Source organism: Bisbaumannia salifodinae (assembly GCF_055388505.1).
This window is the reverse complement of record NZ_AP043781.1, coordinates 1,064,793-1,091,215: the sequence shown is the minus strand read 5'-3', so window position 1 is coordinate 1,091,215 and position 26,423 is coordinate 1,064,793. Positions and strand designations below refer to the sequence as shown.

The following is a 26,423-nucleotide window of genomic DNA, read 5'->3' as shown; positions in this document are numbered from 1 at the left end:
AGACGCCAAAAAGCGGTCAATGCGCCGGTCGAGCGAGTAAAATAAGCTATTATTATCGAAAAAACATGATAATACGAAATTATTCACCAACTTAAAGGGGTTATTACACATGTTTCTCCCAATACCGCCTCGAGATGCCCCTCAAGTCTCCCCCCAGGAGGCTGGCGGACCGTCGTCGGGGCCTGGGCGGGGGGTCGCAATCGGATAGGGTCGCGGCCCGAGCGCCGAAACCCTGATCTGGATCATGGACAAGGGAGCGCGCCGCGGTCAGCCCAGGCGCTCGGCGATACGCGCCTCCAGGGTGCGCTGGTCCTCGTCGAAGCGGCGGATGCCCTCGGCCAGCTTGTCGTTGGCCATGGCGTCCTGGTTATGCCTCCAGCGGAAGGCCGGCTCATCGAGCGGCGCGGGGCGCTCGCTGGCGGCGGGGAGCGCGATGGCCTTCTCGACCTCGCCCTCCTCGGCGGCCAGCTCCTCGAGCAGGGCCGGTGCGATGGTCAGCCGCGGACAGCCCGCCAGCGCCAGCACCTGGCCGGTGGTACGGAAGCTCGCCCCCATCACCACGGTGGCATAGCCGCCCCGCCCGGCCAGGGCGCAGACCCCGCGCACGAAGGCCACCCCCGGATCCTCCTCGGGGGCATAGTCGCGGCCGGTCTCCTTCCGGTACCAGTCGGTGACCCGGCCGACGAAGGGCGAGACCAGGAAGACCCCGGCATCGAAACACGCCTGGGCCTGGGCCTCGCCGAACAGCAGGGTCAGATTGCACTGTATCCCTTCCCGCTCGAGGACCTCGGCGGCGCGGATGCCCTCCCAGGTGGCGGCGAGCTTGATCAGCACGCGCTCGCGCTCCACGCCGCGCCGCTCGTAGCGCTCCACCAGCTCATGGGCCTTGCGGATGCTGGCCTGGGTATCGAAGGAGAGCCGCGCCGCCACCTCGGTGGAGATGCGACCGGGGATGCGCCTGGCGATCTCCGCGCCCTTGGCCACGGCCAGGCGATCCACGGCGTGCTCGAGCCGCGTCTCGGCGTCACCCGGCTCGGCCTTGGCGGCGGCGAGTTCCTCGTCGATCAGCGCCTGGTAGCCCGGCAGGTCGAAGGCCTTGAGCAGCAGCGAGGGATTGGTGGTGGCGTCATGGGGCCGGTAGCGCTCGATGGCGTCGAGATCGCCGGTGTCGGCGACCACCAGGGAGTGGCGTTTCAGGGCGTCGAGCCGTGTGGTCATGCGGTTTCTCCGGAAATGTTCAGTGGATTCCATGGCGTTCGGCCAGGCGCCGGCGGAAGCGGGCGTAGACCTCCCGGTAGGCGGCGACGCTGGCCGGGTCGGGCTCGGCCCGGGAGGCTTCGTCGAGGTGCACCAGGCGCTCGCAGAGCTCGGCCAACTCGCCGCCCCCCGACCGGGACCGATGGCACCAGGCCGCCTGCAGGGCGGCGCCCAGGGCCGCGGCGTCGGTGACCTCGGGGCAGATCACCCGGCTGTCGGTGATATCGGCGACCATCTGCCGCCATACCGGGCTGCGCGAGCCGCCGCCGATCAGGCGGATCTCGTGGAGGCCCTCGGCCAGGCGGCCGAACTGGTCGAGGCCGTAACGCAGCCCCAGGGTGGCACCTTCCATCACCGCCCGGCACAGGTTGGCCTGGGTGGTGTTGAGGCTGGTCAGACCGTCGAGGCTGGCGCTGGCCTCGGGCAGCATGGGCACCCGCTCGCCATTGAAGAAGGGCAACAGGGTCGCCCCCTCGGCGCCGATGGGCGCGCTAGCAACCCGCTCGCCGAAGGTCGCGAGGTCGAGGCCGAACAGCTCGCGGATACGCGTGGTCGCCGAGGTGACGTTCATGGTGCAGACCAAGGGCAGCCAGCCGTCGTGGCTGGCGCAGAAGTTGGCGACCATGGCGTTGTCCGCCACCACCGGTTCCGGGGAGTAGGCGCAGAGGGTGCCGGAGGTGCCGAGGCTCAGGGTCACCAGGCCCGGGCGGATATTGCCGGTGCCGATGGCGCCGAGCATATTGTCGCCGCCGCCACTGGAGACCAGCACGCCCTCCCCCAGGCCCAGCTCCCGGGCCACCTCGAGACGCACCGTGCCGGCCGGCTCCCGGGCGTCGATCAGCCGCGGCAGCACCAGGGCCGGGTCGAGCTCCGGGGCGATCTCGGCCAGCACGTCCTCGCGCCATCGTCGGGTGCGGGTGTCGAAGTAGCCGGTGCCGGAGGCGTCGCCCGCCTCGCTGACCTTTTCGCCGGTCAGCCAGAAGTTGAGGTAGTCGTGGGGCAGCAGCAGGGTGGCGATGCGCCCATAGGCCTTGGGGTGGCGCTCGCGCAGCCAGGCGAGCTTGGAGGCGGTATAGCCGGTCTGCAGCACCAGGCCGAGCTTGTCGAGGCAGCCCGCCGCGCCGCCCAGGCGCTCGATCAGCTCGGCGTTCCAGGCCGAGGTCTCGGTATCGCACCACAGCTTGGCCGGATAGACCGGCTCGCCGGCGCCGTCCAGGGCCACCAGGCCGTGCTGCTGGCCGGAGACGCCGATGGCGCGGATCGCCCGGCCATCGATGCCGGCTCGCGCCACGGCCTCACCGAGGGCGCCGCGCAGCGCCTCGATCCACTCGGCCGGCGCCTGCTCGCGACGGCCGCCCTCCCCCTCGTCCAGGCGGTGGGGCCGGCTCGCCTCGCCGAGGATGCGCTCCCCGTCGACATCGACCACCACCACCTTGGTGCTCTGGGTCCCGCAATCCACGCCGAGATACATCAGGCCTCTCCTCCTGTCGTCACCAGCGTCTCCAGTGTGGCACGGGCCCCGACGTCGTGGAGGGAGGCCAGGGCCGCCAGGTAGGCCTCGCGGAAGCGTGGCTCCTCGGCCAGGTCGCCGAACAGCTCGCGGTTCTCGATAAAGGCGCCGGGCCGGGTGCGGTTCTCGGCGGCGATCGCCATTAGCTCGTCCCGGAGGCGATCCACCACCTCGATGGGCTCGCCGCGCTCGTCGACGCCCTCGGCGTAGCGCGCCCAGCTCGCCACCACCGCCGCGCTGCGCTGGATCTCGCCGCCCCGGGCGAGTTGTTCGCGGATCACCGGTAGCAGCCACTTGGGGATGCGATCCGAGCTCTCGGCGCAGAGCCGCGCCAGGGTGTCCTTGACCTCCGGGTTGGCGAAACGCTCGATCAGCGTCAGGCGGTAGGCTTCGAGGTCGATGCCCGGCACCGGCGCCAGGGTCGGCGAGCCCTCGCGGCGCATGTAGTCGAGCAGGAAGTCGACGAACAAGGGGTCCTGGCACACCTCGTGGGCATGGCGGTAGCCGGCGAGGTAGCCGAAGTAGGTCAGCGCCTGGTGGCTGGCGTTGAGCAGGCGCAGCTTCATCAGTTCAAAGGGCACCACGTCGTCCACCAGTTGCACGCCGGCCTGGTCCAGCGGCGGCCGGCCGGCGACGAAATGGTCCTCCAATACCCACTGGGTGAAGGGCTCGCAGACCACCGGCCAGGCGTCCTCGACGTCGAAGCGCTCCGCCAGCTCGGCGATATCCGCCTCAGAGGTCACCGGGGTGATGCGGTCCACCATGGCGTTGGGGAAGGCCACCCCGGCGGCGATCCAGTCGGCGAGGCCCGGATCCCGGGCCCGGGCGTAGGCGCCGAAGGTCTCTTTCGCCACCTCGCCGTTGCCCTGGATATTGTCGCAGGACATCAGGGTGAAGGGGGCGATGCCCCGCTCGCGGCGCCGCGCCAGGCCCTCGACGATCAGCCCGAAGGTGGTCCGCGGCGCCTCGGGGTGTTCCAGGTCGTGGCGGATATCGGGGTTGGCCAGATCGAACTCGCCGCTGACCGGATGGAAGTTGTAGCCCCCCTCGGTGACGGTCAGCGAGACGATGCGGATCGCCGGGTCGGCCAGCAGCTCAATCACCGCCGCCGGATCATCGGGGGCAAATAGATAATCGATGAGACTGCCGATAACCCGCGGCTCCCGGCGGCCGTCCGGGTGCTTGATCACCAGGGTGTAGAGGTGGTCCTGGGCGGCCAGGGCCGCCTGCATGCGGCGGTCGCCGGGCATTACCCCGATGCCGACGATGCCCCAGTCCAGCGCCTCGCCGCGATTCATCAGCGCATCGAGGGTCATGGCCTGGTGGGCGCGGTGGAAGCCGCCGACCCCGAAGTGGACGATGCCCGGCGTGACGGCGCTGCGGTCATAGGCGGGTCGGGCCACCTCGGGAGCGAGTCGGGACAGGGTGTCGTTGTTGAGTCGGGTCATGGGAATCTCCGGCCGAGTCTCGGCTCGGCATGATCGGCCCGCGGCATGGCGTCAGCGCCACACCAGATCGGGCGGAATGGATAAGGTCTTGACCAGGCGGGCGTTGAGCATGTCCTTGTCGCGGGCCTTGAGGCGCGCGCCGGCCTCGTCCTGGCCCATGGTCAGCCAGCGCTCGACCAGGCGCCGCTCGAGGGTGGCGTCGTCCACCTCGAGCATCACCCGGAGATCGAAGAGGCCATGCAGGGCCCGCCAGGGCCCCTGGTCGAGCAGCAGGTAATTGCCCTCGACGATCACGAAGCGATGCGCCGGGGTCACCAGGCGGCCACCGGCGCGGGCCAGGTCCAGGGGACGGTCGAAGATCGGCACCGCCACCGTGGCGTCGTGACGGCGGATGCGCTCCAGGTCGACGCCTAGCCCCTCGGCATCGAAGGTGTGGGGCGCGCCCTTGATCGGCAGCTGCGTCTCGCCGAGAACGGTATTGTCGAAGTGGTAGCCGTCCATGGGCACCACCACCGCCTGGCCCGGAAGCTCGGCGTCGATGGCCGCGCAGAGCCGCTCCGAGCAGTAGGACTTGCCGGCCCCGGGTGGCCCGGCCAGGGCCACCAGGAAGCGGGCATGGCCCTCGGCGGCGTCGAGGACGCGGCGGGTCATCTCGGTCAGCGACTCGACACGGGGGGCGGAACTCATGGCGTCTCTCCTGTCATCGGTGGGGTTCACGAGCGTCATGATGCCCCGCCCCGGGTCGCCGTGACACCGCCGCTGCTTGGCGCCTTGTCCATGGCTCAGCTCATCCAGTTGCCGCCGTCGACGTTCAGCGTCTGGGCGACCACGTACTCGCTGTCGTCACTGGCCAGGAAGACCGCCGGACCGGCGTAATCGTCCGGGTGGCCCATGCGTCCGTAGGGCACCGCCTCGCCCACCAGGCGTTTCTTCTCGCCGAGGGGACGCTGCTCGTAACGGGCGAAGAGCGCGTCCACCTCCTCCCACATGGGGGTGTCCACCACCCCGGGGGCGATGCCGTTGACGCGGATGCCGTGCTTGATCAGGTCCAGGCCGCAGGACTGGGTGAGGCTGATCACCGCCGCCTTGGTGGCGCAGTACAGGCTCACCAGCGGCTCGCCGCGACGCCCGGCCTGGGAGGACATATTGATGATCCGCCCGCCCTGGCCGCGTGCGACCATCGCCCTGGCCACCGCCTGGAGGGTGAAGAACAGGCCCTTGACGTTGACCGCGAACTGCTTGTCGTAGCTGGCCTCGGTGACCTCCAGGACCGGGGCCATGTCGAAGACGGCGGCGTTGTTGACCAGGATGTCGATGCCGCCGAAGCGCTCGGTGACGCTTTCCACCATGGCGTCGATGGCCTGGCGGTCGCAGACGTCCAGGCGCAGGCCCATCAGCCGCTCGGCGGCGTGGCCCTCCCCCTGCAGGGTGGTCAGGGCCTCGTCGATGGCGCCCTGGTCGATATCGGCCACCACCACGCTGGCCCCCTCCTCCAGATAGGCCCGGGCGATGGCCAGGCCGATGCCGCGGGCGCCACCGGTGATGACGCCGATCTTGTCCTTCAATTTCATGCTGCGTGCCTCGCTATGTGAGGTGAAATGCGATGGGAAGGTGGAGAACCAAGCATGCGCTCAGCCGTGCCGGCGCGGGGCACGCCAGGCGGCCACCAGGGAGGTCAGGTCCCGCATGTCATCGATCACCCGCCAGGCGCCGGCGGCGGCCAGGCGTTCGGCCTGGCCCGGCTGCACATGACTGGCGCCGGTGAAGCCGATCACCGTCATGCCGGCGGCATGGGCGGCGGTGGCCCCGGAGACGCTGTCCTCCACCACCAGGCAGCGCGCCGGCGCTACCCCCAGGGTCTCGGCAGCCAGCCGGTAGAGGGCGGGGTCCGGCTTGGGCCGGGCCACCTGCTCGGCGGTAAAGATCGGTGCCCCGCCGAGGCGGGAGTCGAGACCGGTGGTAGCCAGCGATGCCAGCACCCGCTGGCGCCGGCTGTTGGAGACCACCGCCTTGGGCAGGTCGATGGCGTCGATGGCCGCGGCCACCCCCGGCATGGCCCGGAGCTCCTCGGCCAGCCGCGCCTCGATGGTCTCGTCCACCCGCTCGGTGGCATCATCCGGCAGCCGGTGGGCACTCAGCTCCTCCAGATGGCGCAGGATATTGGCGGTGGTCATGCCCAGCGCCTGGCTAAGCACGGTGTCGGCGTCGAGGTCCGGCAGCCACTCGCCGAGCAGCGCCACCAGGGTCGCCTCGGCGATCGCCTCGCTGTCCACCAGCACGCCATCGCAGTCGAAGATCAAGGTCTCCATGAACTCCCCCCTCAGGCGCCGTTGACGCCGGTCGCCGCCCGGTTGTCCTGGCGGCGCAGGCCGGCCAGGGGGTGGCGATCCAGGCTCGGCAGCGCTAGTCCCTGGCCGTCAAAGAGATGCGCGCGGTGCGGCACGAAGCCGAAACGCACTCGCTCGTTGATCCGGTGGGGCACGTCGCCATCGGCCATCAGGGTGATCAGGTCGTCACCCATCTTCAGGTAGAGGGAGGTCTGGCCGCCGAGACGCTCGATCACCTGGATGACGCCCTCCAGGGGGCCGGCATCGTCGAGCACCAGGTGCTCGGGACGGATGCCCAGCTCCAGGGCGTCGCCCGAGGCCAGGCGCTCGCCGCTCACCGGCACCCGGCAGCGTTCGCCACCAGGCAGGGTCACCTCGACCCCCTCGGCCGTGGCATCGGGGGCCGAGACCTCGAGGAAGTTCATCTTCGGCGAGCCGATGAAGCCGGCCACGAAGCGATTGCGGGGATGGTGGTAGAGCTCCATGGGCGAGCCCACCTGCTCCACTACGCCGCCCTGCAGCACGACGATCTTGTCGGCCATGGTCATGGCCTCGATCTGGTCGTGGGTGACGTAGATCATGGTGGCGTCGAGCTCCTCGTGGAGCCGCGCCAGCTCGATGCGCATCTGCACCCGCAGGGCCGCGTCCAGGTTGGAGAGCGGCTCGTCGAACAGGAAGATGCTGGGGTTGCGCACGATGGCCCGGCCGATGGCCACCCGCTGGCGCTGGCCGCCGGAGAGGGCCTTGGGCTTGCGGTCGAGCAGCGGCTCGAGCTGCAGGATGCGCGCCGCCTCGCGGACCTTCTCGCGGCGCGCCTCCTTGCCGACGCCGGCCAGGCGCAGGCTGAAGCCCATGTTGTCCTCGACGGTCATGTGCGGATAGAGCGCATAGCTCTGGAAGACCATGGCCAGGCCGCGGTCGGCCGGGCCCACGTCGTTGATGCGCTGGCCATCGATGACCAGGTCACCGGAGGTGGCGCTTTCGAGTCCGGCGATGATGCGCAGCAGGGTCGACTTGCCGCAGCCGGAGGGACCGACGAAGACCACGAACTCCCTGTCGTTGACCTCCAGGTCGACGCCCTTGATGACGTCGGTGTCGCCGAAGCTCTTGGTGACCTGCTTGAGTTGTAGTGTTGCCATGTTGGGGCTCCTTGGTTACTTGACGGCGCCGAAGGTGAGGCCGCGGACCATCTGTTTCTGGGTGAGCCAACCGAAGATCAGAATGGGCGCGACGGCCATGGTCGAGGCGGCCGAAAGCTTGGCCCAGAAGAGCCCTTCGGGGCTGGAGAAGGAGGCGATATAGGCGGTCAGGGGCGCCGCCCGGGACGAGGTCAGGTTGAGGCTCCAGAAGGCCTCGTTCCAGCTCAGGATCACCGACAACAGGCCGGTGGAGGCGATACCCGGCAGGGTCAGCGGGATCAGCAGGAAGCACACCTCCTGCAGGGTGCTGGCGCCGTCCATGCGCCCCGCCTCGAGGATGTCCTTGGGCAGGTCCTTGAAGAAGGTGTAAAGCATCCAGATGACGATCGGCAGGTTCATCAGCGTATAGACGACGGTCAGGCCGGTGCGGGTATCCAGCATGCCCAGGTCGCGGAAGATCAGGTAGATCGGCACCAGCACGCCCACCGGTGGCAGCATCTTGGTGGAGAGCATCCACAGCAGGGTGCCCTTGGTGCGCTGGGTGGGCAGGAAGGCCATGGAATAGGCCGCCGGGATGCCGATCAGCAGCGCCAGCAGGGTCGAGCCCACGGAGACGGCGACGCTGTTCCAGGCGAAGTGCAGGTAGTCGGCCCGGGCATGTACGGCCTCATAGCTCTCCAGGGTCGGGGTGAAGAACAGCGTCGGCGTGGCGATGGCCTGGGCCTCGGTCTTGAAGCCGGTGAGCACCATCCACAGGATCGGGAAGAAGATGACGAAGGTGATGGTCCAGGCCAGCAGGGCCAGCCAGAGGCGCTTATGGCGCAGCAGGGCCCCACCGATGCCCTGGCCGGCCAGCGCCTGCTGGCCCGGGGGCATCGCGGCCGTGGCCGGTGCGGTGGTGGGTGTCTTGTTGAACATCTTGTGACCTCGTGATTCGGGTCGCGGGCCTCCCGGGCCCGCGATGACATCGGGTGACGCGGCGCTAGGCTTCCAGGGACTACTCTTCCAGGTTCCTGGCGACCATGCGGATCAGGAAGATCGCCACGATATTGGCCAGGACGATGGCGATGACCCCGCCCGCCGAGGCGCCACCCACGTCGAACTCCAGCAGCGCGCGGATATAGATCAGGTAGGCCAGGTTGGTGGTGGCCAGGCCGGGACCGCCCGAGGTGGTGACGAAGATCTCGGCGAAGATGGTCAGCAGGAAGATCATCTGGATCATGATCACCACGCTGATTGCCCGCTTGAGGTGCGGCAGGGTGATGAAGAAGAAGACGGCCACGGGGCCCGCCCCGTCCATGCGCGCCGCCTCGACCTGGTCATCGTCCAGGGACTGCAGGGCGGTGAGCAGGATCAGCAGGGCAAAGGGCAGCCACTGCCAGGCGACGATGACGATGATCGACAGCAGCGGATAGGAGGAGAACCAATCGATGGCCGGTAGGCCGAACAGGCCGGTGAACCAGGCCAGCACGCCATTGACCGGGTGCATCATCATGTTCTTCCACACCAGGGCGCTGACGGTGGGCATGATGAAGAAGGGCGAGATGGCCAGCACCCGGGCGATGCCACGGCCGAAGAACTCCTGCTGGTAGAGCACCGCCAGCAGGGTGCCGCCGATCACCGAGATCGCCAGCACCGAGCCCACCAGTACCAGGGTGGTGCCCATGGCCGACCACAGCGCCGGGTCGGTGAGCAGGTATCGGTAGTTCTCCAGGCCGGCGAACTGCTCCATGCCGGGCATCAACAGGTTGTAGCGCTGGAAGGAGAACCACAGGGTCATGCCCAGGGGGATCAACATCCAGATCAGCAGGAGCGTGACGGCCGGGGCCTGCAGCGACAGGGAGCGCAGGCCACCGACGGTACGTCCGGAAGCGCGAGTACTCATGGGCGTTACCATTGGGTAGCGGGGTGAAGGGGGCCGGCCTACCGGTCGGCCCTATCGCTCGAATCAGTCGTAGTAGCCGGCCTGGCGCATGGTGCGCTCGGCACTGCGCTGGGCGCTGTCCAGCGCCTGCTGCACCGGCATCTGTCCGGTCAGCGCCGCGGCCACCATCTGGCCGACCTGGGTGCCGATGGCCTGGAACTCCGGGATACCGGCGAACTGCACGCCCACATAGGGGCTCGGCTCCAGGGTCGAGTCGGTGGGGTCGGCGTTCTGCATCGCCTCGAGCACGAAGCTGGCGAAGGGCGCCGCCTCGACGTAGCGTGCGTCCTCGTAGGTGGACGTCCGGGTGCCCGGCGGCACGCTGGTCCAGCCCTCGCGCTCGCCCACCAGCTCGATGTACTCCTGCGACGTCGCCCAGGTGATGAACCGGCGGGCGGCCTCCTGGCGCTCGGACGAGGCCGGGATGGCCAGCGACCAGGACCACAGCCAGTGGGAGCCCTTGGGGGTCACGGCGACCGGCGCCTGGGAGAAGCCCAGCACCTCGGCCACGTCCGACTCGCGGGGATCGAAGAGGCGCCCCGCCGCCGAGGTGGCATCGACCCACATGGCGCAGCGCCCGCCGGAGAACAGTGCCAGGTTCTCGTTGAAGCCGTTGGAGCTGGCGCCGGGCGGGCCATAGTTGCCGAGCAGGTCGACATAGAAGGCGATCGCCTCCTGCCACTCGGGGGAGTTGATCTGCGGCTGCCATGCTTCGTCGAACCAGCGCCCGCCGAAGGTGTTCACCAGGGTCGAGACGAAGGCCATGTTCTCGCCCCAGCCCGGCTTGCCGCGCAGGCAGATGCCATAGGTACCGTTGTCGGGATCGTGGATCTGGCTGGCCCAGTCGCGGGCCGCTTCCCAGGTCGGCTGCTCCGGCATCGTGATGCCATGCTCCTCGAAGAGGTCGGTGCGGTAGTAGAGCATCGAGCTCTCGCCGTAGAAGGGCAGCGCGTGGAGGCTACCGTCGTGGGAGAGGCCATCGCGCACCGGCTTGAGCAGGTCCTCGACCTCGTAGTCGGCGGGCAGCTCGGTGAGCGGCACCAGCCACTCCCGCTCGGCCCAGATCGGCACCTCGTAGGTGCCGATGGTCATGACATCGAACTGACCGCCGCCGGTGGCGATATCGGTGGTCAGGCGCTGGCGCAACACGTTCTCTTCCAGGATGACCCAGTCGACGCTGAGGTCGGGGTGGGCCTGCTCGAACTCGCTGGTCAGGCTCTGCATGATCACCATGTCGTTGTTGTTGACGGTGGCCACGGTGATCTCGGTCTGTGCCTGGGCCTGAGAGGCGGCGGCGATGGCGGCTGCCAGGGTGGCCAGTGGCAGGGCTCGGGTGAGCTTCATGATGGGCTCCTTTGCGGGACTCGCGTTGTTATCTGTCGTGCCATCTTGATTATTTTGATCATCTACCAATCAAATGATCAGACAGAGTCCCAAAAAAAGCAAAGCCGAGACGCCTAGACTTTGGTCGGAGAGGGCATTACCTCGGCGGGAAGGTCACCCCGCCCGCTCGACGATATAGCGCGCCGCCACCTCGTCGGTGACCAGTCCCTTGAGCCAGCCGCCGCGCAGGGCGGCGAGGATGGCCGGCGCCTTGTCGCGCCCGCCGGCGAGCGCCACCAGCGGCTGGTCGGCGAGCATCTCCAGCGGCAGGCTAGTGATGCGGCGACTGGTCGAGCAGTCGATCACCTCGCCCCGGGCATTCATCGGCCAGCCCAGCAGCTCGCCCACGGCCTCGAGGGTCAATAGTTCGTCCAGCTCGCCCTCGGAGATAAAGTGGTCTTGGAAGAGGGTGGCCTGACGGTCGATCTTGCCGATGCCGATATAGGCGGTCTCGGCCTGGCGGGCCACCTCGGCGACGGACTGGAAGAGCCGCTGCTGCTGCATGGCCTCCTTCTCTGCCACCGTGCCCGCCACCACCGGCGCCGGCAGCAAAAAGCGCTCGCCGCCGGTCTTGTCGGCCAGCACCATGACGCCGTCGTAGCGGTTGGAGGAGCCGTCCCGGGCCACGTTGCCCACCAGGGAGACGAAGCGATGCTGAGGCCGCTCGACGCGACTGATCGCCTCCACCGTGGCGCGAATGGAGCGCCCGGTGCCCAGCGCCAGGGTCAGGGGCTCACTGCGTTCCACCAGCCGACTGACGCGCTCGGCGCCGGCCACGGCCAGGTAGTGGGCGGCGCCATCGGCGGCCTCCGGCTCGGCCGGCACCACGTCGCAGAAATCCAGGCCGAAGTGCTGGCGGATGGCACTGGACATGGCCATGCAGGCCGCCACCGGGTGGTCGATATGCACCTTGATCAGGCCCTCCTGGCGGGCCAGGGCCAGCAGGCGCTGCACCCCGGGACGCGACACCCCCAGTTGCTGGGCAATCTCGTCCTGGGTCATGCCACCCACGAAGGACATCCAGGCGGCCCGCGCCGCCTGATCCAGCTTCACCTCGAACTTGTCCAATACCGTTTCCTTATGCTGATCGTCCCCCCAGGCGGAGCCTCTCTTAGGCGGAACCGAAGTAGCGCTCCCGATCCTCGGCGGTGATATCGCTGATATGCAGGGGAAAGGCCTCGCCGCGGCGGTCGGCATAGAAGTGATGCAGGGTGCGCTCGATGGTGGGAAAGGCGAGCTCGTCCCAGGGAATCTCCTCCTCCTCGAAGAGCGCCACCTCCAGGCTCTCGGGACCGGCGTCGAAGCCGCCCTCCAGGTCGGCCAGGAAGATCATATAGACCTGGTTGATATGGGGCAGGTTGATCAGGGTGTAGAGTCCCTGGATGGCCACCTCGGCGCAGGCCTCCTCGCGGGTCTCCCGGGCCGCCGCCTGGACGGTGGTCTCGGCGTTCTCCATGAAACCGGCGGGCAGGGTCCAGAAGCCCTTGCGCGGCGCGATGGCGCGCCGGCAGAGCAGGATCTTGGTGCCCCGCACCGGCAAGGTACCGGCGACGATGCGCGGGTTCTGGTAATGGATGGTGCCGCAGGCGTCGCAGAGGTAGCGGGGACGGTCATCGCCCTCGGGAATGGCGAAGCGAACGGTATGGCCACAGTGGCTGCAGAAATTCATCGGCTCCTCGCGGGATGCTCGGCTTGCCCTTGACGCCTTTCCGGGGGCTAAGTACAAGAAGAGAAATCGTGTGAGAGCCCCATGTTAGAGAAACTTCGCGAGCGCCTGCAAGCACACCGTCCCGGCCGCGTCATCCTTCAACTGCCCGAGGCCGCGGTACTCTTGCCCATCGTCGACCGCCCCGAACCGACCCTGCTGTTCACCCGCCGCGCCGCCCACCTCAATACCCATCGCGGCCAGGTGGCCTTCCCCGGCGGCAAGCGCGAGGAGCACGACCCCGACCTGCTGGCCACCGCCCTGCGCGAGGCCGAGGAGGAGATCGCCCTGGCGCGGGGTCAGGTCGAGCTGCTGGGTCGCCTCAGCGACGTCATCTCCCTGCATGGGCTCAGGGTCACGCCCTTCGTGGGGCTGATCCCCCCCGACCTGCCGCTGGTCCCCGACCCCGGCGAGCTGGACACCATCTTCGAGGTGCCGCTGCGGCTCTTCCTGGAGGATCGCCGCAACCACACCGACGTGATCACCGTGGAGGGACGCCCCCACTATGTGCCCAGCTACCATGTGGATGGCCAGGTGATCTGGGGCCTCTCGGCGATGATGCTGGTGGAGCTGCTCGCGGAGGGCTTCGAGCGCCCCATCAGCCTCTATCACCCACCCGCCGAGGGGCGCCTCTGCTACTACCCCCCTCGCCGCCTGGAGCACCCATGAGCCTGGTCATTCCCGCCTTAGGTTACGCGCCCGCCGACGGGCACCTCTGCTGCTCTCTCCCCCGCCCCGCCCGCCGCCTGGAGCGCCCATGAGCCTGGCCATTCCCTCCCTCGCCCCCGCCACCCTCACCGAGCTGGTGGATGCCCTGGTCGAGCGCGGCTGGTACCTCGGCGAGGGGGTCATCGACGCCGAGCTGTGCCGGGCCCTGCATGACGAGCTGGAGGAGCGGGTCGCCCGCCAGGCCATGCACACCGCCGGCATCGGCCGCGGCGAGGATCACAGCCTGCGCCGCGATATCCGCGGCGACACCATCCACTGGCTGGACCGCACCACCCTGCCCCAGCGCCACTACCTGGGCGCCATGGCGGAGCTCCAGCAGGAGCTCAACCGGGCCCTCTACCTGGGGCTCTTCGAGTTCGAGGCCCACTTCGCCCACTACGGCCCCGGCACCTTCTACAAGAAGCATCGGGACAGCTTCCGCGGCCGCGCCAACCGGGTGGTCTCCACGGTCGGCTACCTCAACCCCGACTGGGGCCCGGCGGATGGCGGCGAAATGGTGCTCTATGACCCCGAGGACGAGCGCCGCGAGGTGGCCCGGGTACGCCCCGAGGCGGGCAACTTCGCCTGCTTCCTCGCCGACCGAGTGCCCCACGAGGTGCTGCCCACCGCCCGGCCCCGCGCCAGCATCGCCGGCTGGTTCCGCCGCAACGCCTCCCTCAACGGCGTTATCGACCCGGCCTACTGAAGAGACGGCCACAATGCAGCGAGGCGCCGAATGGCGCCTCGCGAGGGTAAGAGCGTTAGTGCCGAGGGCCCCTAGTTGACGGTGATCACCGTGCAGTGGGCGGTATGCCCGACCCGATGGGAGACGCTGCCGATCACCATGCCCTTGAGGTCGCTCATGCCGCGACTCCCCATGACGATGGCTTCCACCTGGAGGGCCTCGGCCTCGGCGACGATGGCCTCCGCCGGACGCCCCTTGGCGATCATCTCTTCCACCTGGAGACCGTCGAGCTTCACCGCCGCATAGGCCTTGTCGAGGATCTTGCGGGCGTCGTCTTCGCGTTCCTTGACCAGTTTCTGGATCACCTCCTCGCTGACCGGCATGCCGCTGCCCCCCACCAGCAGGCCGATATCATTCGGCGGCTGCTGCACATTGATCAGGTAGAGCCTGGCCGGCGGGGTGGCCAGCTGCGCCGCCACCTCGAGCGCCTTCTCCGCATGGGCGGAGCCATCCACGGGTACGAGTATCGACTGGAACATAATGAACCCCCTGCATAGACATGGCGCCGCTCGACGCCTCGGTCATCATCGGCCGGAGCGGGCGACGCCCCGGCCCGACATCGGCATCAACCGGCCCGGATCGCCACCTTGAGCACGCCGTCGCGCTGATGGGAGAAGAGCTCATAGGCCTCGACGATGTTCTCCAGGTCATAGCGGTGGGTGACCATGGGCCCCAGGTCGAGGCGCTCGCTATCGATGATCTGCATCAGCCGGCGCATGCGCTCCTTGCCGCCGGGGCACAGCGAGGTAACGATCTTGTGATCCCCCAGGCCGGCACAGAAGGCGTCCAGGGGAATCGTCAGGTCGCCGGAATAGACCCCCAGGCTCGACAGGGTGCCGCCGGGCTTGAGCACCCGCAGCGCCGCCTCGAAGGTGGACTGCAGGCCCAGCGCCTCAATAGAAGCATCCACGCCGCGGCCGCCGGTGAGCCTGAGGATCTCGGAGACCACATCCACCTTGCGGAAGTCGATCACCACATCGGCGCCCAGTTGCCTGGCCATGGCCAGGCGCTCGTCGACGCCATCCACGGCGATGATCAGGCCGGCACCGCGCAGCCGGGCCCCGGCGGTGGCACACAGTCCGATCGGCCCCTGGGCGAAGACCGCCACGGTGTCGCCGATCTTGATACCGGCCGACTCGGCCCCGGCGAAGCCGGTGGACATGATGTCCGGGCACATCAGCACCTGCTCGTCGCTGAGGCCATCCGGCACTGGCGACAGGTTGGCCTGAGCGTCCGGCACCCGCAGGTACTCGGCCTGGGCGCCGTCGATGGTGTTGCCGAAGCGCCAGCCGCCCATCGGCTTGTAGCCGTGGGCATGGTGACCGCCATCCTGAGAACTGCAACCGTCCTGGCAGGCGTAGGAGGTAAAGCTGGGGCAGATGGCCCCGGCGATCACCCGCTGCCCCTCCCGGTAGCCTTGCACATTGGCGCCCAGCTTCTCGATGACTCCCACCGGCTCGTGGCCGATGGTCAGCCCCGTCTCCACCGGGTACTCGCCCTTGAGGATATGCACGTCGGTACCGCAGATGGTGGTGGTGGTCACTCGGATCAGGGCGTCATTGGGGCCGATCTCGGGAATCGGCTTGTCATCGATCTCGATGCGGCCGGGTTCGACGAAGATGGCGGCTTTCATCATGGCGGGCATGGGGCTCTCCTTGGCAGAGTCAGCGGTAACCGTGGGCCATATCCACTTCAGTTCAGCACAAGAATCGCCAGCGCGAGTTGCGCTGGATCAAGCTTTGTTCCGAAGGCGCCCCGGGCCTGGCTTACACTCCTGAAGAGACCGAGGAGGAAAACCATGAGACCTGATCACGAGATGCCCTATCTGCAACGCTGCCTGACCCTCGCCGAGGAGGCCCTGGCCGCCGGCGACGAGCCCTTCGGCTCGGTGCTGGTCTCCGCCGAGGGCGAGGTGCTGTTCGAGGATCGCAATCGCATCGCCGGCGGCGATGCCACCCGCCACCCGGAATTCGCCATCGCCCGCTGGGCCGCCGAGCACCTGAGCCCCGAGGCCCGGGCCGCGGCCACCGTCTACACCTCCGGCGAGCACTGCCCGATGTGCGCCGCCGCCCATGGCTGGGTCGGCCTGGGGCGCATCGTCTATATCAGCTCCTCCGCCCAGCTCGGCACCTGGCTGGAGGCCATGGGCGTGTCCCCGGGCCCGGTGGCGCCGCTGCCGATCCGCCAGGTCGTGCCCGGCCTCGCGGTGGAGGGCCCGGTGGCGGGCCTCGATGACCGGGTGCATGCCCTGCATCGCCGTCGTCACGGTCAGGATTAAGACGCCGTCACCTCCGCGATCCCCGCGAATCGCCGGGCAGGTAATGCCCGGTGACCCGTCGATAGGCCGTGGAGGTGCGATCCCCGGGGATCCCGTCCACGCGCAGGAAGAGGCCGGGGAAGGTATTCAGCCAGCGCTGCAGGTGCTCCGCCTTGCGCGCCTCGGGGGCGCGCCCCGGGCGCATGGCGTGCCGCGAGACCAGCGGCGGCGATGCCGCGCCCCTGGCCACCTCGGCAGCCAGCGTATCGACCGCCTCGACGCGATCCGCCTCGGCCTCCGCCGGCCGAGACGGCGGCGGCGCCTCGCCCAGCGCGATCTCGCCGAGTTCGGCCAGCCGCCGCAGCAGCACCGCCGCGCCGATCTGCTTGGAGACCGCCGTCTCCGACCAGCGCCCATCGGCCACGTACTTGCCCCGTTCGTAGTGCACCGAGCCGCTCCACAGATAGGGCGACAGCACATGGGGGTGATAGCGGCGGTAGCCCCAGCCGTTGTAGCGCTCCAGTTGATAGAGCAGCCCCGCCAGGCTCCAGTCGGTGCGCCCGCCCAGGCGCTTGAGGGCCAGGGCATCGGCGGCGCTCTCCTCCCAGGAGAAGGGCGGCGAACCACGCTTGGGACGCCCCGCCGGCACCCGCACGGTGCGCCCGCTCAGGGGGTCGCCGTTATGCAGGTGGCGGCGGAAGTCGCCGCCGGATTCCAGCTGATGCACCGCCGCCACGAAGGCCCAGGGCACCCCCTGGCGGGCGGTCACCGCCTCGTAGCGGGACCGGTCCCGGACCAGGCGCTGGCAGACGCGCTCCACCAGGGCCCGCTGCCCGGGACGAATGTCGCAGCTCTCGAACAGTCGCTCGTATTCGCGGCCCAGGGCCGCGCTCAGGGATATCGCCATGCCGCCCTCCCCGGCGCCGAGGCGACGCGACCATCGCCGGTGGCGCCTTATATCCCTACAGCATAGCCAGGGCGCCGGGCTCGGGAGGGGCCCCAGGGGGTGGAGACAGGGGCGCCTACTGGCCGGCGCCGATGGTCAGCCGCAGGGCCTGCAGGCCCTGCAGCTCCAGGCGCATCTCCTCGGAGAAGATCGGATGCCCGATGACGCGGATGTCCAGTTGGGCTTCGGCCCCCCGATAGATAAGGAGGGCGGTGACGGTGGCCTCGGTCCGTAGCGGCGCCAGGGGCTCATAGTCGACCTTCTTCACCTCCAGGCGCTCCAGGCCATAGGCATCCAGTTGCTCCGCCACCCCCTGCTTGACCTTCACGCCATAGACGAAATAGAGCCCGCCATAGACGAGGCCCGCCACCACGATCAGGGTAAAGAGTCGGCCCATCGGTGTCTCCTTTTCGGGGCTGGCAGCGCCGGAGGCATCCGGCGCTATGTCGTCAAAGATTGGCGTCGTTCGCCGAGAAAGTCCATGAACCTCCCCGGTTCGCCGAGCCGGCGGCGATGAACTAGCTTCACTGCATGGGAGACCAGCCGAGCGGGAGGCATGACCATGCACTGGAAATGGATGCTAGTGGCACTCCTGGCCGTGGCGCTATTGCTGGTGGCGCGCAACTTTCCCTCGTCCCCGCCGCCGCCGGACCTCAGCGGCCCCACCGCCGACTGGCCCCACTACGGCCAGAACCTGGCCGGGCAGCGCTACTCGCCCCTCGACCAGATCCGCGTCGACAACGTCGCCCACCTGGAAGAGGCCTGGCGCTACCACCACGGCGACTTCTCCGCCGGCGAGACCGGCCAGACCCGCACCTCCCTGCAGGTCACCCCCATCGTGGTCGGCGAGCGGCTGATCTTCTGTACCCCCTACAACCGGGTCATCGCCCTGCATCCCGAGACCGGCGAGGAGCTGTGGACCTTCGACCCCGAGCTCGAGCTGCGCGAGCTGCACGGCGCCTACCCGATGATCTGCCGCGGCGTGGCCTACTGGGAGGACGACGCGGCCGCCCCCGGCGACGCCTGCCGCGAGCGGATCTTCACCGGCACCCAGGACGCCGAGCTGATCGCCCTGGACGCCGCCACCGGCCGCCCCTGCGCGGACTTCGGCGAGGCCGGCCGCCTGGCCCTGCGCGACGACCTCGGCGACGACATCCCCGCCTGGGAGTACTACATCACCTCCTCGCCCCTGGTGGTGGACGACCTGGTGGTGGTGGGCGCCCTGGTCGCCGACAACGTGCGCGCCAACGCCCCGCCGGGGGTGGTGCGCGCCTTCGACGCCCGCCGCGGTGAGCTGGCCTGGGCCTGGGACCCGATTCCCCCCGACCAGCCCCGGACGCCCGCCGAGGGCCCCTATCGCCGTTCCACCGCCAATGTCTGGGCGCCCATGAGCGCCGACCCCGAGCGCGGCCTGCTCTTCGTGCCCACCGGCAATGCCCCGCCGGACTACTTCGGCGGCCAGCGCGGAGGCCTCGACCACTACGCCTCCTCGGTGGTCGCCCTGCATACCCGCGGCGAGCGGGCCGGCCGGGTGGCCTGGCACTTCCAGACCGTGCACCACGACCTCTGGGACTATGACGTCGGCGCCCAGCCCTCGCTGATCGAGCTCGACACCGCCGACGGCCCGGTGCCGGCGGTGGTGGCCGCCACCAAGACCGGCCATGTCTTCGTGCTGCACCGGGAGACCGGCGAGCCCCTGCACCCGGTCGAGGAGCGCCCGGTGCCCCAGGACCCGGTGCCCGGCGACTGGCTCTCCCCCACCCAGCCCTTCCCGGTCAAGCCGCCGAGCCTCTTCCCGCCAGAGCTCGGCCCCGAGGAGGCCTGGGGCTTCACCTTCTGGGACCGCGGCCGCTGCCGTCGCCAGATCGAGGCGCGGCGCTCCGAGGGCCTGTTCACCCCGCCGAGCCTCCAGGGCACGGTGGCCTATCCCGCCGCCACCGGCGGCATCAACTGGGGCGGCGGCGCCTTCGACCCCGCCGCCAACCTGATGGTGGTCAACCAGTCGCGGGTGCCCACCGCGGTGCAACTGATCCCCCGGGAGGAATTCGAGGCCCTGCCCGAGGAGGAGCGAGGCACCGACGCCGGCGGCCTGGCCAACGCCAACCGCCTCTATGGCGAGATGCGCGGCACCCCCTATGCGGTCAGCGTGGAGCTGCTGCGCTCGCCCTTCGGCGCCCCCTGCAGCGCCCCGCCCTGGGGCACCCTCACCGCCGTGGACCTGGCGGCCGGTGAGGTCCGCTGGGAGGTGCCGCTGGGCTCCCTGCGCGGCCTGGCGCCCTGGCCGCTATGGTTCGAATGGGGCGTGCCCAATATCGGCGGCCCCATCGTCACCGCCGGCGGCCTGGTATTTATCGCCGCCACCCCGGACAACTACCTGCGCGCCTTCGACCTGACCAGCGGCGAGCGGCTCTGGCGCACCCGCCTGCCCTACTCCGCCCACGCCACGCCGCTGACCTACCGGCTAGGCCCCGAGCGGCGCCAGTTCCTGGTGGTCGCCGCCGGCGGCCATGTGCTCTCCGACCCCGGCGACGCCATCGTCGCCTACGCCCTGCCGGAGGCACAATGAGTGGCCCAACCGCGCTGGAGGAGCGGCTCGTCGAGCGCGACGGCTACCGGCTGCACCTGCGCCACGGCGGCGACCCGGCGCGGCCCCTGGTGCTCTTCCTCCATGGCTACCCGGACAGCCAGCGCATGTGGCGGGAGATCATGCTGGCCCTTGGCGATACGTACCGGGTGGCCAGCCTCGATTGGCCGGGTATTCCCGCCGGCGAGCCCCGCCAGCCGGCGCGGCGCTACCGCATCGACCGCCTGCTGGAAGATATCGAGGCCGCGGTCCAGGCGCTGGGCGCCGAGCGCCTGCACCTGGTGGGCCATGACTGGGGCGCCAGCGTCGGCTGGTCCTATGTCACCCATCCCGACTACGGCCGGCGGGTACGCAGCTGGAGCTTTGTCTCCGGGCCCCATCTGGCGATCTGGTTGCGCTGGGCCCGGGAGGAACTGACCAGCGGACGGCCGCGACGCACCGCCGTCGCGGCCGCCCAGTTGCTGCGCGCCGGCTACACCGTCCCGCTGATCGTCTGGCCGCTGGGCGAGGCACTCTGGCGCCTGGCCGGCGTGCGCGGCTGGCAATGGGTGCTGCGCCTGGCCGGCGTGCCCAAGGGGGATCCGCTGCTCGACGAGGACCGCGCCCAGGTGCGTGCCCTGACCCTGGGCCCCATGGCGCTGTACCGCCAGAACGTCCTGCACCCGCCGCCGCTGCCGCCCCGGGACAGCGTCACCTGCCCGGTGCAGCTGATCATCGCCGAGCGCGATCCCTTCGTCGCCGAGGTCAGCTACGGCAACCTCGGCGACTATGTCCGCGACCTGCGTATCGCCCGCCTGCCCGGCTCCCACTGGGTGACCCGTAGCCATCCCGACGAGACCCTGGCCGTACTGCGCGGCTTCCTCGCCGAGGTGGCCTGAGGCGCCCGCCTCACGGCCCGACGCCAGTCACCGGGCCTCCTACACTGAGGAAGGGAAGGCGCCACTTCCGGAGGCAGCGATGCAACCTTTCGCGAATGCCATGGCCCTGATCGGCAATACGCCGATGGTGCGGGTCGCCAGTCTCGACACCGGCCCCTGCGAGCTCTACCTGAAGCTGGAACACCTGAACCCGACCGGCTCGATCAAGGACCGCATCGGGCTGTCGATGGTCGAGGCCGCCGAGGCCTCGGGCGAACTCCAGCCGGGCGGCACCCTGGTCGAGGGCACCGCCGGCAATACCGGCCTGGCCCTGGCGCTGGTGGCGCAGCAGAAGGGCTACCGCGTGATCCTGGTGATCCCCGACAAGATGAGCCGCGAGAAGATCTTCAATCTCAAGGCCATGGGCGCCGAGGTGGTGCTGACCCGCTCGGACGTGGCCAAGGGCCACCCGGAGTACTACCAGGACAAGGCCGCGGCCATCGCCCGGGAGACGCCCGGCGCGGTCTTCGTCAACCAGTTCGGTAACCCCGCCAACCCCCTGGCCCACGAGCGGGGCACCGGCCCGGAGATCCTCAGCCAGATGGACGGACGCCTCGACGCCGTGGTGTGCGGCGTCGGCTCGAGCGGCACCATCACCGGCCTGTCGCGCTGTTTCGCCAGGGCCGCCCCCCAGGTGGAGCTGATCCTCGCCGACCCCGAGGGCTCGGTGCTGGCCGAGTACGTGCGCACCGGCCGGCTCAGTACCGAGAGCGGCAGCTGGCTGATCGAGGGCATCGGCGAGGACTTCGTGCCGCCCATCGCCGACCTCTCCCGGGTACGCCAGGCGATCACCGTCGGCGACAAGGAGAGCCTGCTGTGCGGCCGCGAGCTGCTGCGCCGCGAGGGCATCCTCGGCGGCACCTCCACCGGCACCTGCCTGGCGGCGGCACTGCGCTACTGCCGCGCCCAGACCCGGCCCAAGCGGGTGGTGACCTTCGTCTGCGACACCGGCAACAAGTACCTCTCCAAGATGTTCAACGAGCACTGGATGGAGGACCAGGGCTTTATCGAGCGTCACCACTACGGCGATCTGCGCGACCTGATCCGCCACCCCTATGCCGAGCACGACACCATCGTGGTGGCCCCCGACGAGCCGCTGACCACCGCCTACGCGCGCATGAAGCTCTACGACGTCTCCCAGCTGCCGGTGATGGAGGGCGACCGGGTGGTCGGCATCATCGACGAGTCGGACGTGCTGATGGCGGTGTACGGCCACGTGGACCACTTCACGTCGCCGGTGCGCGAGGCGATGATCACCCAGCTCCAGGAGCTCCCCCCCGGCGCCGGCCTGGACGAGCTGATGGCGGTGTTCCAGGAAGACCACGTGGCCATCGTCACCGAGGGCGACTGTTTCCATGGCCTGATCACGCGGATCGACCTGCTCAATTATCTGCGGCGCCGGATCGACTGAAGGGAGATGGCGATGAACGACGACAAGCGGAATGGACAGCATCGGCTGGCGACCCGCGCCATCCATGCCGGCCAGGCGCCGGACCCGAGCACCGGGGCCATCATGACGCCGATCTACGCCACCTCCACCTATGTGCAGGCGAGCCCCGGCCGACACCAGGGCTTCGAATACTCGCGCAGCGGCAACCCCACCCGCCTGGCCTTCGAGCGCTGCATGGCGGACCTGGAAGGCGGCACGGCGGGCTTCGCCTTCGCCTCGGGCATGGCGGCCACGGCCGGCGTGCTGGAGCTGCTCGACCACGGCAGCCAGGTGATCGCCATGGACGACCTCTACGGCGGCTCCTACCGGCTGTTCGAGAACGTCCGCCGACGCTCCGCCGGGCTCGAGTTCGGCTTCGTCGACCTCAGCCGCGAGGCCGACCTGGAAGCCAGTCTGGAGAGCGCCCTGCGCGACAACAGCCGCATGCTCTGGGTGGAGTCACCCAGCAACCCGCTGCTCAAGCTCGTCGACCTGCAGCGGGTCGCCGCCTTCGCCCGCGACCACGGCCTGCTCAGCGTGATGGACAACACCTTCGCCAGCCCGGTGCTGCAGCGCCCCCTGGAGCTCGGCTTCGATATCGTGGTGCACTCCACCACCAAGTACCTGGGGGGCCATTCCGATATCGTCGGCGGCGTCGCCGTGGTCGCCGACCAGGCGCTGGCCGAGCGGCTGGCCTTCCTGCACAATGCCGTGGGCGGCATCGCCGGGCCCTTCGACAGCTTCCTCGCCCTGCGCGGCCTGAAGACCCTGGTGCTGCGCATGCGCCAGCACTGCGAGAACGCCCGAACGCTGGCCGCCTGGCTGGAGGCCCATCCGGCCGTGGAGCGGGTCATCTACCCGGGGCTGGCCAGCCACCCCCAGCACGCCCTGGCCAAGCGCCAGATGAGCGACTTCGGCGGCATGCTCTCGCTGGTGGTGCGCGGCGGCGAAGCGGCGGCCCGGCGCATGCTGGAGCGCTGCCGGCTGTTCGCCCTGGCCGAGAGCCTGGGCGGCGTGGAGAGCCTGATCGAGCATCCCGGCATCATGACCCACGCCTCGGTGCCCGCCGAGACCCGCGAGCGACTCGGCATCGAGGGCGGACTGATCCGGCTCTCGGTGGGCATCGAGGCGGTCGAGGACCTGATCGCCGACCTGGATCAGGCCCTGGGAGAGGCCGAGTAAAGCGACGGGGCCTGCGACAGCCGGCGCAGCCCCGGGGTGTTCATGGTGACCACCACCTCGTGCCTCGGGTCGGCGGCCTGGGGGCCGATCCTATGGAAGGGGAGTTCGAACTACGGCACCAGGAGCCGGTTGCGAGCATGTGACGTCATGGCTATTCGCGAGGCTTCCGCGAACGCCAATAACGCTCAATCGTGGGCTTTACGCTGACCCCGTGGACCAGAATCGACAAGGCCACCACCGCCAGGACCAGGTGTATCAATTCCAGCGCGACGTCCTCTGGCAGCCCGTGTTGGATGGCGTACATCAGATAGTACAGCGAGCCGATACCGCGAACTCCAAACCAGCCCATAAGGTGGCGCATGCGCATGGGCGCCCTGCTGCCCAGCATGCCAAGATGTACACTGACGGGGCGGGCGACAAAAAACACAAACGCCGCGAACCCCACGGCTCGCCAACTCCAGGAATCCCAGAAGAGCGAGCCACCGATCAGTAGAACCAGCACGATTTCTGCCAGCCGTTCGAGGTGCTCGTTGAATACCAGAGAGCTTTCGCTCACGTGCACGTGCGCGATGGCTTGCGGCTCACCTTCCGGAGGTGTCTCCACAGGTGCCGAGTAACCTTGCTTGAGCCCGGCCAATTTCAATTCGGTATGGCGCAGCGCCACCGCTGCACTGAAAACGGCCAAGAAGCCCCAGGCATCCACCAACAGGCTGATTCCGTAGGCGAACGCAATCAGCCCCAGGCCGAGAAAGCTTTCCAGAAAGGCGGTAGCCACGAAGCTGGTGCGAATCTTGTTGACCAGCCAACCGACACCAACGCCCGCCAGGATACCGATGCCGATACCGGCACCGCTTGCCCACAACACATCCACGGCCAGCCACCGCCAACCGGCGTCGCCAAGATCATGCAGACCCAGCAAGCCCAGCCCGAGCATCACGAACGGGAAGGCGCTGCCGTCGTTCATTCCGGCCTCGCAGGTCAATGCAAAGCGTAGTTCGTCAGGATCATCGGCGTGACGAACCTGAATCTCGGTCGCCAGTACGGGATCGGTCGGCGCGACCACGGCACCCAGCAATACGGCGGCCCCGAGGGGCAAAGCGAGCCAGTAGTAGCCGAACAGCGTCACTAATCCGACGGTAAGCACCATCGAAACCACCGCCAGCTGCAGGGGACTTCGCCATCGCTTCAGGGTCACCGGTGCCGGCATCTTTACGCCGGCGCAATACAAGGAAATGAGCACGGCAATCTCGCTCAGAAGCTCCAACAAAGCCGACTCTTCCAGCGGATTAAAATGAAACAGTTCGAAGCCCATCGGCCCCACGATGAACCCGATAAGCAGATACACGATGGCAGAGGTGGCGGGTACGCTCTTGAGATAGGAGAAGGTAAAGCCCACTACCAACAGCAGCGAGCCGATCAAGATAAACCAGGTAGCGGTTGTCATAGAAGACTCGTCAAGTGTGTATATATTCGCCCAGCCGCACGCAACCCGAATCAGGCCTTCAGCGTTTCCACTTGAGCTGGAACTCTATCTCCTCCTCCTCACTCGAGCGCTCGTGTTCGATAGTGAATTCGGCTCGGACGGGCACATAGATACGCTCGCCCGCAATCTGTATCTCGAAACGTTCCCCCTGCTCGATGGCATCGGCCAGGCGCCGTAGCTTGGCCACGAAGTCGGCCTTCGGGTAACCCTTTTCCACGTCCCGCTCTGCCTTGGACCCCATGGCGCCTCTCCTCGGTGACCCGGTTATCGACAGCACCCGATGCACTGCCAGGCTCGAATCCAGTCTAGCAGGTAAGTCTCCCCTTCCCCCGCCGGCATGAGTGCTCATCGGGGCCAGCCGGTCGACGCCATGGCATCGACAGGGGCTCGGCGCCGCCAGGCCCCCGGAGTAAACCAACATCGCCTGTAAGGCGGAGGTCCGTTTCTCGACAGTACCTCGTGAGCGGCAGATCGCGAGGAGACGAGCCATGAAGCGTACGGGGTGGTGGATGGCAGTTGTCCTGATGCTCGGCCTGGCCTGGTCCATGGAGGCCATCGCCGAGGGACGCATCTTTACCCGCGATGGCCTGGCCATCGGCGGTACGGACCCGGTGGCCTACTTCACCCAGGGTCAGCCGGTACAGGGCTCGCCCGACTATCGGCTGGAGTGGGGCGATGCCACCTGGCAGTTCGTGTCGGCCGAGCATCGCGACCGCTTCCAGGCGGATCCCGAGGCCTATGCGCCCCAGTACGGTGGCTGGTGCGCCTGGGCGGCGGCACGCGGTGAAGCCGCCGCGACCATCCCCGAGGCGTGGAAGATCGTCGACGGCAAGCTCTACCTGAACTACAGCCGCTGGATCCAGTGGCGCTGGGAGACCGACATTCCCGGCAATATCGAGGCGGCCGATGAACACTGGCCGGATATCTTCCCGCAGTGAGCCCCGGCAGGCAGGCACCGCGCTGTCGCGCAGCGTCGCCGGGACGGCGCCCGGGTGACGCCGGTGCGCGGCTGGCATGCATTATTCGATTGAGCCTGCCGCCATCCCTAGGGCAAGATGAGACCCAGGAACACCACAAGCACGGCAAGGATGAACAAGCCACGGCATACCGCTGGAGGAGCCCTATGCAACCGCTGAGCTACTACTACTACAACGTGCTGGAAGGCCTGGAAAAGCCCTGCGATGTGCCATCGATCGAACTGCAGGAGGGCTACGACACCCTCTATCGACACGGCGGGCGCATCGAGATCGACCTGATCCGCAAGGCCGAAGAAGGCAACGCCAAGGGCGACCCCTACCACTGGTACGAGGCCCTGGACGACGAACAGCGGGCGAAACTGCATAAGGCGCTGGGCGACAACGACCCGGCCAAGATCCTCAAGGTCATGCAACGCAACGGCTATGCCAGCGTGCTCTACCACCACGCCTGGGAGCACTTCCGCACCGCGACGGCCGAATAGCGCCGCCATATCCACGACAA

The 26,423-nt window shown here is 68.6% G+C and carries 27 protein-coding genes; 9 read left to right on the top strand and 18 right to left on the bottom strand.

The window, feature by feature from the left end; all coding sequences use genetic code 11:
* Positions 1–267 precede the first annotated feature (267 nt).
* From tal to ACZ5EF_RS04955, 12 genes are all read right to left on the bottom strand, one after another.
* Positions 268–1,218 carry a transaldolase gene (gene tal, locus ACZ5EF_RS05010; RefSeq protein ID WP_346063750.1) on the bottom strand — a complete coding sequence of 317 codons (951 nt, stop codon included), beginning with the start codon at positions 1,216–1,218 and terminating at the stop codon, positions 268–270.
* Between the two features lie 19 nt (positions 1,219–1,237).
* Complete coding sequence (gene xylB, locus ACZ5EF_RS05005; RefSeq protein WP_346063751.1) at positions 1,238–2,728, bottom strand: xylulokinase; 1,491 nt, start codon at positions 2,726–2,728, stop codon at positions 1,238–1,240.
* Complete coding sequence (locus ACZ5EF_RS05000; protein WP_346063752.1) at positions 2,728–4,215, bottom strand: mannitol dehydrogenase family protein; 1,488 nt, start codon at positions 4,213–4,215, stop codon at positions 2,728–2,730. Before ACZ5EF_RS05000 ends, xylB begins: the two co-directional genes overlap by 1 nt.
* A gap of 51 nt (positions 4,216–4,266) precedes the next feature.
* On the bottom strand, positions 4,267–4,902 hold the full coding sequence (locus ACZ5EF_RS04995; protein WP_346063753.1) for a nucleoside/nucleotide kinase family protein: 636 nt from the start codon (positions 4,900–4,902) through the stop codon (positions 4,267–4,269).
* Between the two features lie 95 nt (positions 4,903–4,997).
* The gene (locus ACZ5EF_RS04990) at positions 4,998–5,786 is read right to left on the bottom strand and encodes an L-iditol 2-dehydrogenase (protein WP_346063754.1); all 789 of its coding nucleotides are present in this window, start codon (positions 5,784–5,786) and stop codon (positions 4,998–5,000) included.
* A gap of 60 nt (positions 5,787–5,846) precedes the next feature.
* Positions 5,847–6,524, bottom strand: coding sequence for an HAD family hydrolase (locus ACZ5EF_RS04985; RefSeq protein WP_346063755.1), 678 nt, complete (start codon positions 6,522–6,524; stop codon positions 5,847–5,849).
* A gap of 11 nt (positions 6,525–6,535) precedes the next feature.
* Positions 6,536–7,681, bottom strand: coding sequence for an ABC transporter ATP-binding protein (locus ACZ5EF_RS04980; RefSeq protein ID WP_346063756.1), 1,146 nt, complete (start codon positions 7,679–7,681; stop codon positions 6,536–6,538).
* A 15-nt stretch (positions 7,682–7,696) separates the two neighbouring features.
* Positions 7,697–8,557, bottom strand: a complete 861-nt coding sequence (locus ACZ5EF_RS04975) for a carbohydrate ABC transporter permease (protein WP_346063961.1) — start codon at positions 8,555–8,557, stop codon at positions 7,697–7,699.
* A gap of 121 nt (positions 8,558–8,678) precedes the next feature.
* Complete coding sequence (locus ACZ5EF_RS04970; RefSeq protein WP_346063757.1) at positions 8,679–9,566, bottom strand: carbohydrate ABC transporter permease; 888 nt, start codon at positions 9,564–9,566, stop codon at positions 8,679–8,681.
* 63 nt (positions 9,567–9,629) lie between these two features.
* On the bottom strand, positions 9,630–10,949 hold the full coding sequence (locus ACZ5EF_RS04965) for an ABC transporter substrate-binding protein (RefSeq protein WP_346063758.1): 1,320 nt from the start codon (positions 10,947–10,949) through the stop codon (positions 9,630–9,632).
* Positions 10,950–11,102: 153 nt separating this feature from the next.
* On the bottom strand, positions 11,103–12,056 hold the full coding sequence (locus tag ACZ5EF_RS04960) for a sugar-binding transcriptional regulator (RefSeq protein WP_346063759.1): 954 nt from the start codon (positions 12,054–12,056) through the stop codon (positions 11,103–11,105).
* A gap of 43 nt (positions 12,057–12,099) precedes the next feature.
* Entirely contained in the window at positions 12,100–12,657 is a 558-nt protein-coding gene (locus tag ACZ5EF_RS04955) for an NUDIX hydrolase (protein ID WP_195860349.1), read from the bottom strand.
* A gap of 81 nt (positions 12,658–12,738) precedes the next feature.
* Between ACZ5EF_RS04955 and ACZ5EF_RS04950 the strand changes: the two genes are divergently transcribed.
* Positions 12,739–13,362: a CoA pyrophosphatase gene (locus tag ACZ5EF_RS04950; protein WP_346063760.1), complete on the top strand. Its 624-nt coding sequence runs from the start codon at positions 12,739–12,741 to the stop codon at positions 13,360–13,362.
* A gap of 88 nt (positions 13,363–13,450) precedes the next feature.
* Entirely contained in the window at positions 13,451–14,107 is a 657-nt protein-coding gene (locus ACZ5EF_RS04945) for a 2OG-Fe(II) oxygenase (protein ID WP_346063761.1), read from the top strand.
* A 71-nt stretch (positions 14,108–14,178) separates the two neighbouring features.
* On the opposite strand, the gene ACZ5EF_RS04940 is transcribed toward ACZ5EF_RS04945, so the two are convergent.
* Both ACZ5EF_RS04940 and ACZ5EF_RS04935 read right to left on the bottom strand, forming a co-directional pair.
* A complete protein-coding gene (locus ACZ5EF_RS04940) occupies positions 14,179–14,625 on the bottom strand; it encodes a universal stress protein (RefSeq protein ID WP_346063762.1) in 447 nt (148 codons plus the stop codon).
* 86 nt (positions 14,626–14,711) lie between these two features.
* Complete coding sequence (locus tag ACZ5EF_RS04935) at positions 14,712–15,791, bottom strand: NAD(P)-dependent alcohol dehydrogenase (RefSeq protein ID WP_346063763.1); 1,080 nt, start codon at positions 15,789–15,791, stop codon at positions 14,712–14,714.
* A gap of 153 nt (positions 15,792–15,944) precedes the next feature.
* On the opposite strand from ACZ5EF_RS04935, the gene ACZ5EF_RS04930 reads away from it, so the two are divergent.
* Entirely contained in the window at positions 15,945–16,424 is a 480-nt protein-coding gene (locus tag ACZ5EF_RS04930; RefSeq protein ID WP_346063764.1) for a nucleoside deaminase, read from the top strand.
* Positions 16,425–16,431: 7 nt separating this feature from the next.
* Here the strand turns inward: ACZ5EF_RS04930 and ACZ5EF_RS04925 are convergent, their stop codons facing one another.
* Both ACZ5EF_RS04925 and ACZ5EF_RS04920 read right to left on the bottom strand, forming a co-directional pair.
* Positions 16,432–17,310, bottom strand: coding sequence for a hypothetical protein (locus tag ACZ5EF_RS04925; protein ID WP_346063765.1), 879 nt, complete (start codon positions 17,308–17,310; stop codon positions 16,432–16,434).
* 115 nt (positions 17,311–17,425) lie between these two features.
* Positions 17,426–17,746, bottom strand: coding sequence for a hypothetical protein (locus ACZ5EF_RS04920; protein ID WP_346063766.1), 321 nt, complete (start codon positions 17,744–17,746; stop codon positions 17,426–17,428).
* Positions 17,747–17,926: 180 nt separating this feature from the next.
* Here ACZ5EF_RS04920 and ACZ5EF_RS04915 point away from each other — a divergent pair, with 180 nt between their 5' ends.
* From ACZ5EF_RS04915 to ACZ5EF_RS04900, 4 genes are all read left to right on the top strand, one after another.
* Positions 17,927–19,915: a pyrroloquinoline quinone-dependent dehydrogenase gene (locus ACZ5EF_RS04915; protein ID WP_346063767.1), complete on the top strand. Its 1,989-nt coding sequence runs from the start codon at positions 17,927–17,929 to the stop codon at positions 19,913–19,915.
* The gene (locus tag ACZ5EF_RS04910) at positions 19,912–20,811 is read left to right on the top strand and encodes an alpha/beta fold hydrolase (protein WP_346063768.1); all 900 of its coding nucleotides are present in this window, start codon (positions 19,912–19,914) and stop codon (positions 20,809–20,811) included. The genes ACZ5EF_RS04915 and ACZ5EF_RS04910 overlap by 4 nt, the downstream gene beginning before the upstream one ends.
* A 79-nt stretch (positions 20,812–20,890) precedes the next feature.
* On the top strand, positions 20,891–22,261 hold the full coding sequence (locus tag ACZ5EF_RS04905; RefSeq protein ID WP_346063769.1) for a cystathionine beta-synthase: 1,371 nt from the start codon (positions 20,891–20,893) through the stop codon (positions 22,259–22,261).
* A gap of 12 nt (positions 22,262–22,273) precedes the next feature.
* Positions 22,274–23,461 (top strand): trans-sulfuration enzyme family protein, encoded by a 1,188-nt coding sequence (locus ACZ5EF_RS04900; RefSeq protein WP_346063770.1) that lies wholly within the window; start codon positions 22,274–22,276, stop codon positions 23,459–23,461.
* Between the two features lie 151 nt (positions 23,462–23,612).
* On the opposite strand, the gene ACZ5EF_RS04895 is transcribed toward ACZ5EF_RS04900, so the two are convergent.
* Together ACZ5EF_RS04895 and ACZ5EF_RS04890 are read right to left on the bottom strand one after the other, a co-directional pair.
* Complete coding sequence (locus tag ACZ5EF_RS04895) at positions 23,613–24,905, bottom strand: cation:proton antiporter (protein ID WP_346063771.1); 1,293 nt, start codon at positions 24,903–24,905, stop codon at positions 23,613–23,615.
* Between the two features lie 58 nt (positions 24,906–24,963).
* Positions 24,964–25,185: an amphi-Trp domain-containing protein gene (locus ACZ5EF_RS04890; RefSeq protein ID WP_346063772.1), complete on the bottom strand. Its 222-nt coding sequence runs from the start codon at positions 25,183–25,185 to the stop codon at positions 24,964–24,966.
* A gap of 247 nt (positions 25,186–25,432) precedes the next feature.
* Between ACZ5EF_RS04890 and ACZ5EF_RS04885 the strand changes: the two genes are divergently transcribed.
* Together ACZ5EF_RS04885 and ACZ5EF_RS04880 are read left to right on the top strand one after the other, a co-directional pair.
* A complete protein-coding gene (locus ACZ5EF_RS04885) occupies positions 25,433–25,882 on the top strand; it encodes a YHS domain-containing (seleno)protein (protein WP_346063773.1) in 450 nt (149 codons plus the stop codon).
* Between the two features lie 185 nt (positions 25,883–26,067).
* Complete coding sequence (locus ACZ5EF_RS04880) at positions 26,068–26,403, top strand: hypothetical protein (protein WP_346063774.1); 336 nt, start codon at positions 26,068–26,070, stop codon at positions 26,401–26,403.
* Positions 26,404–26,423 lie beyond the last annotated feature (20 nt).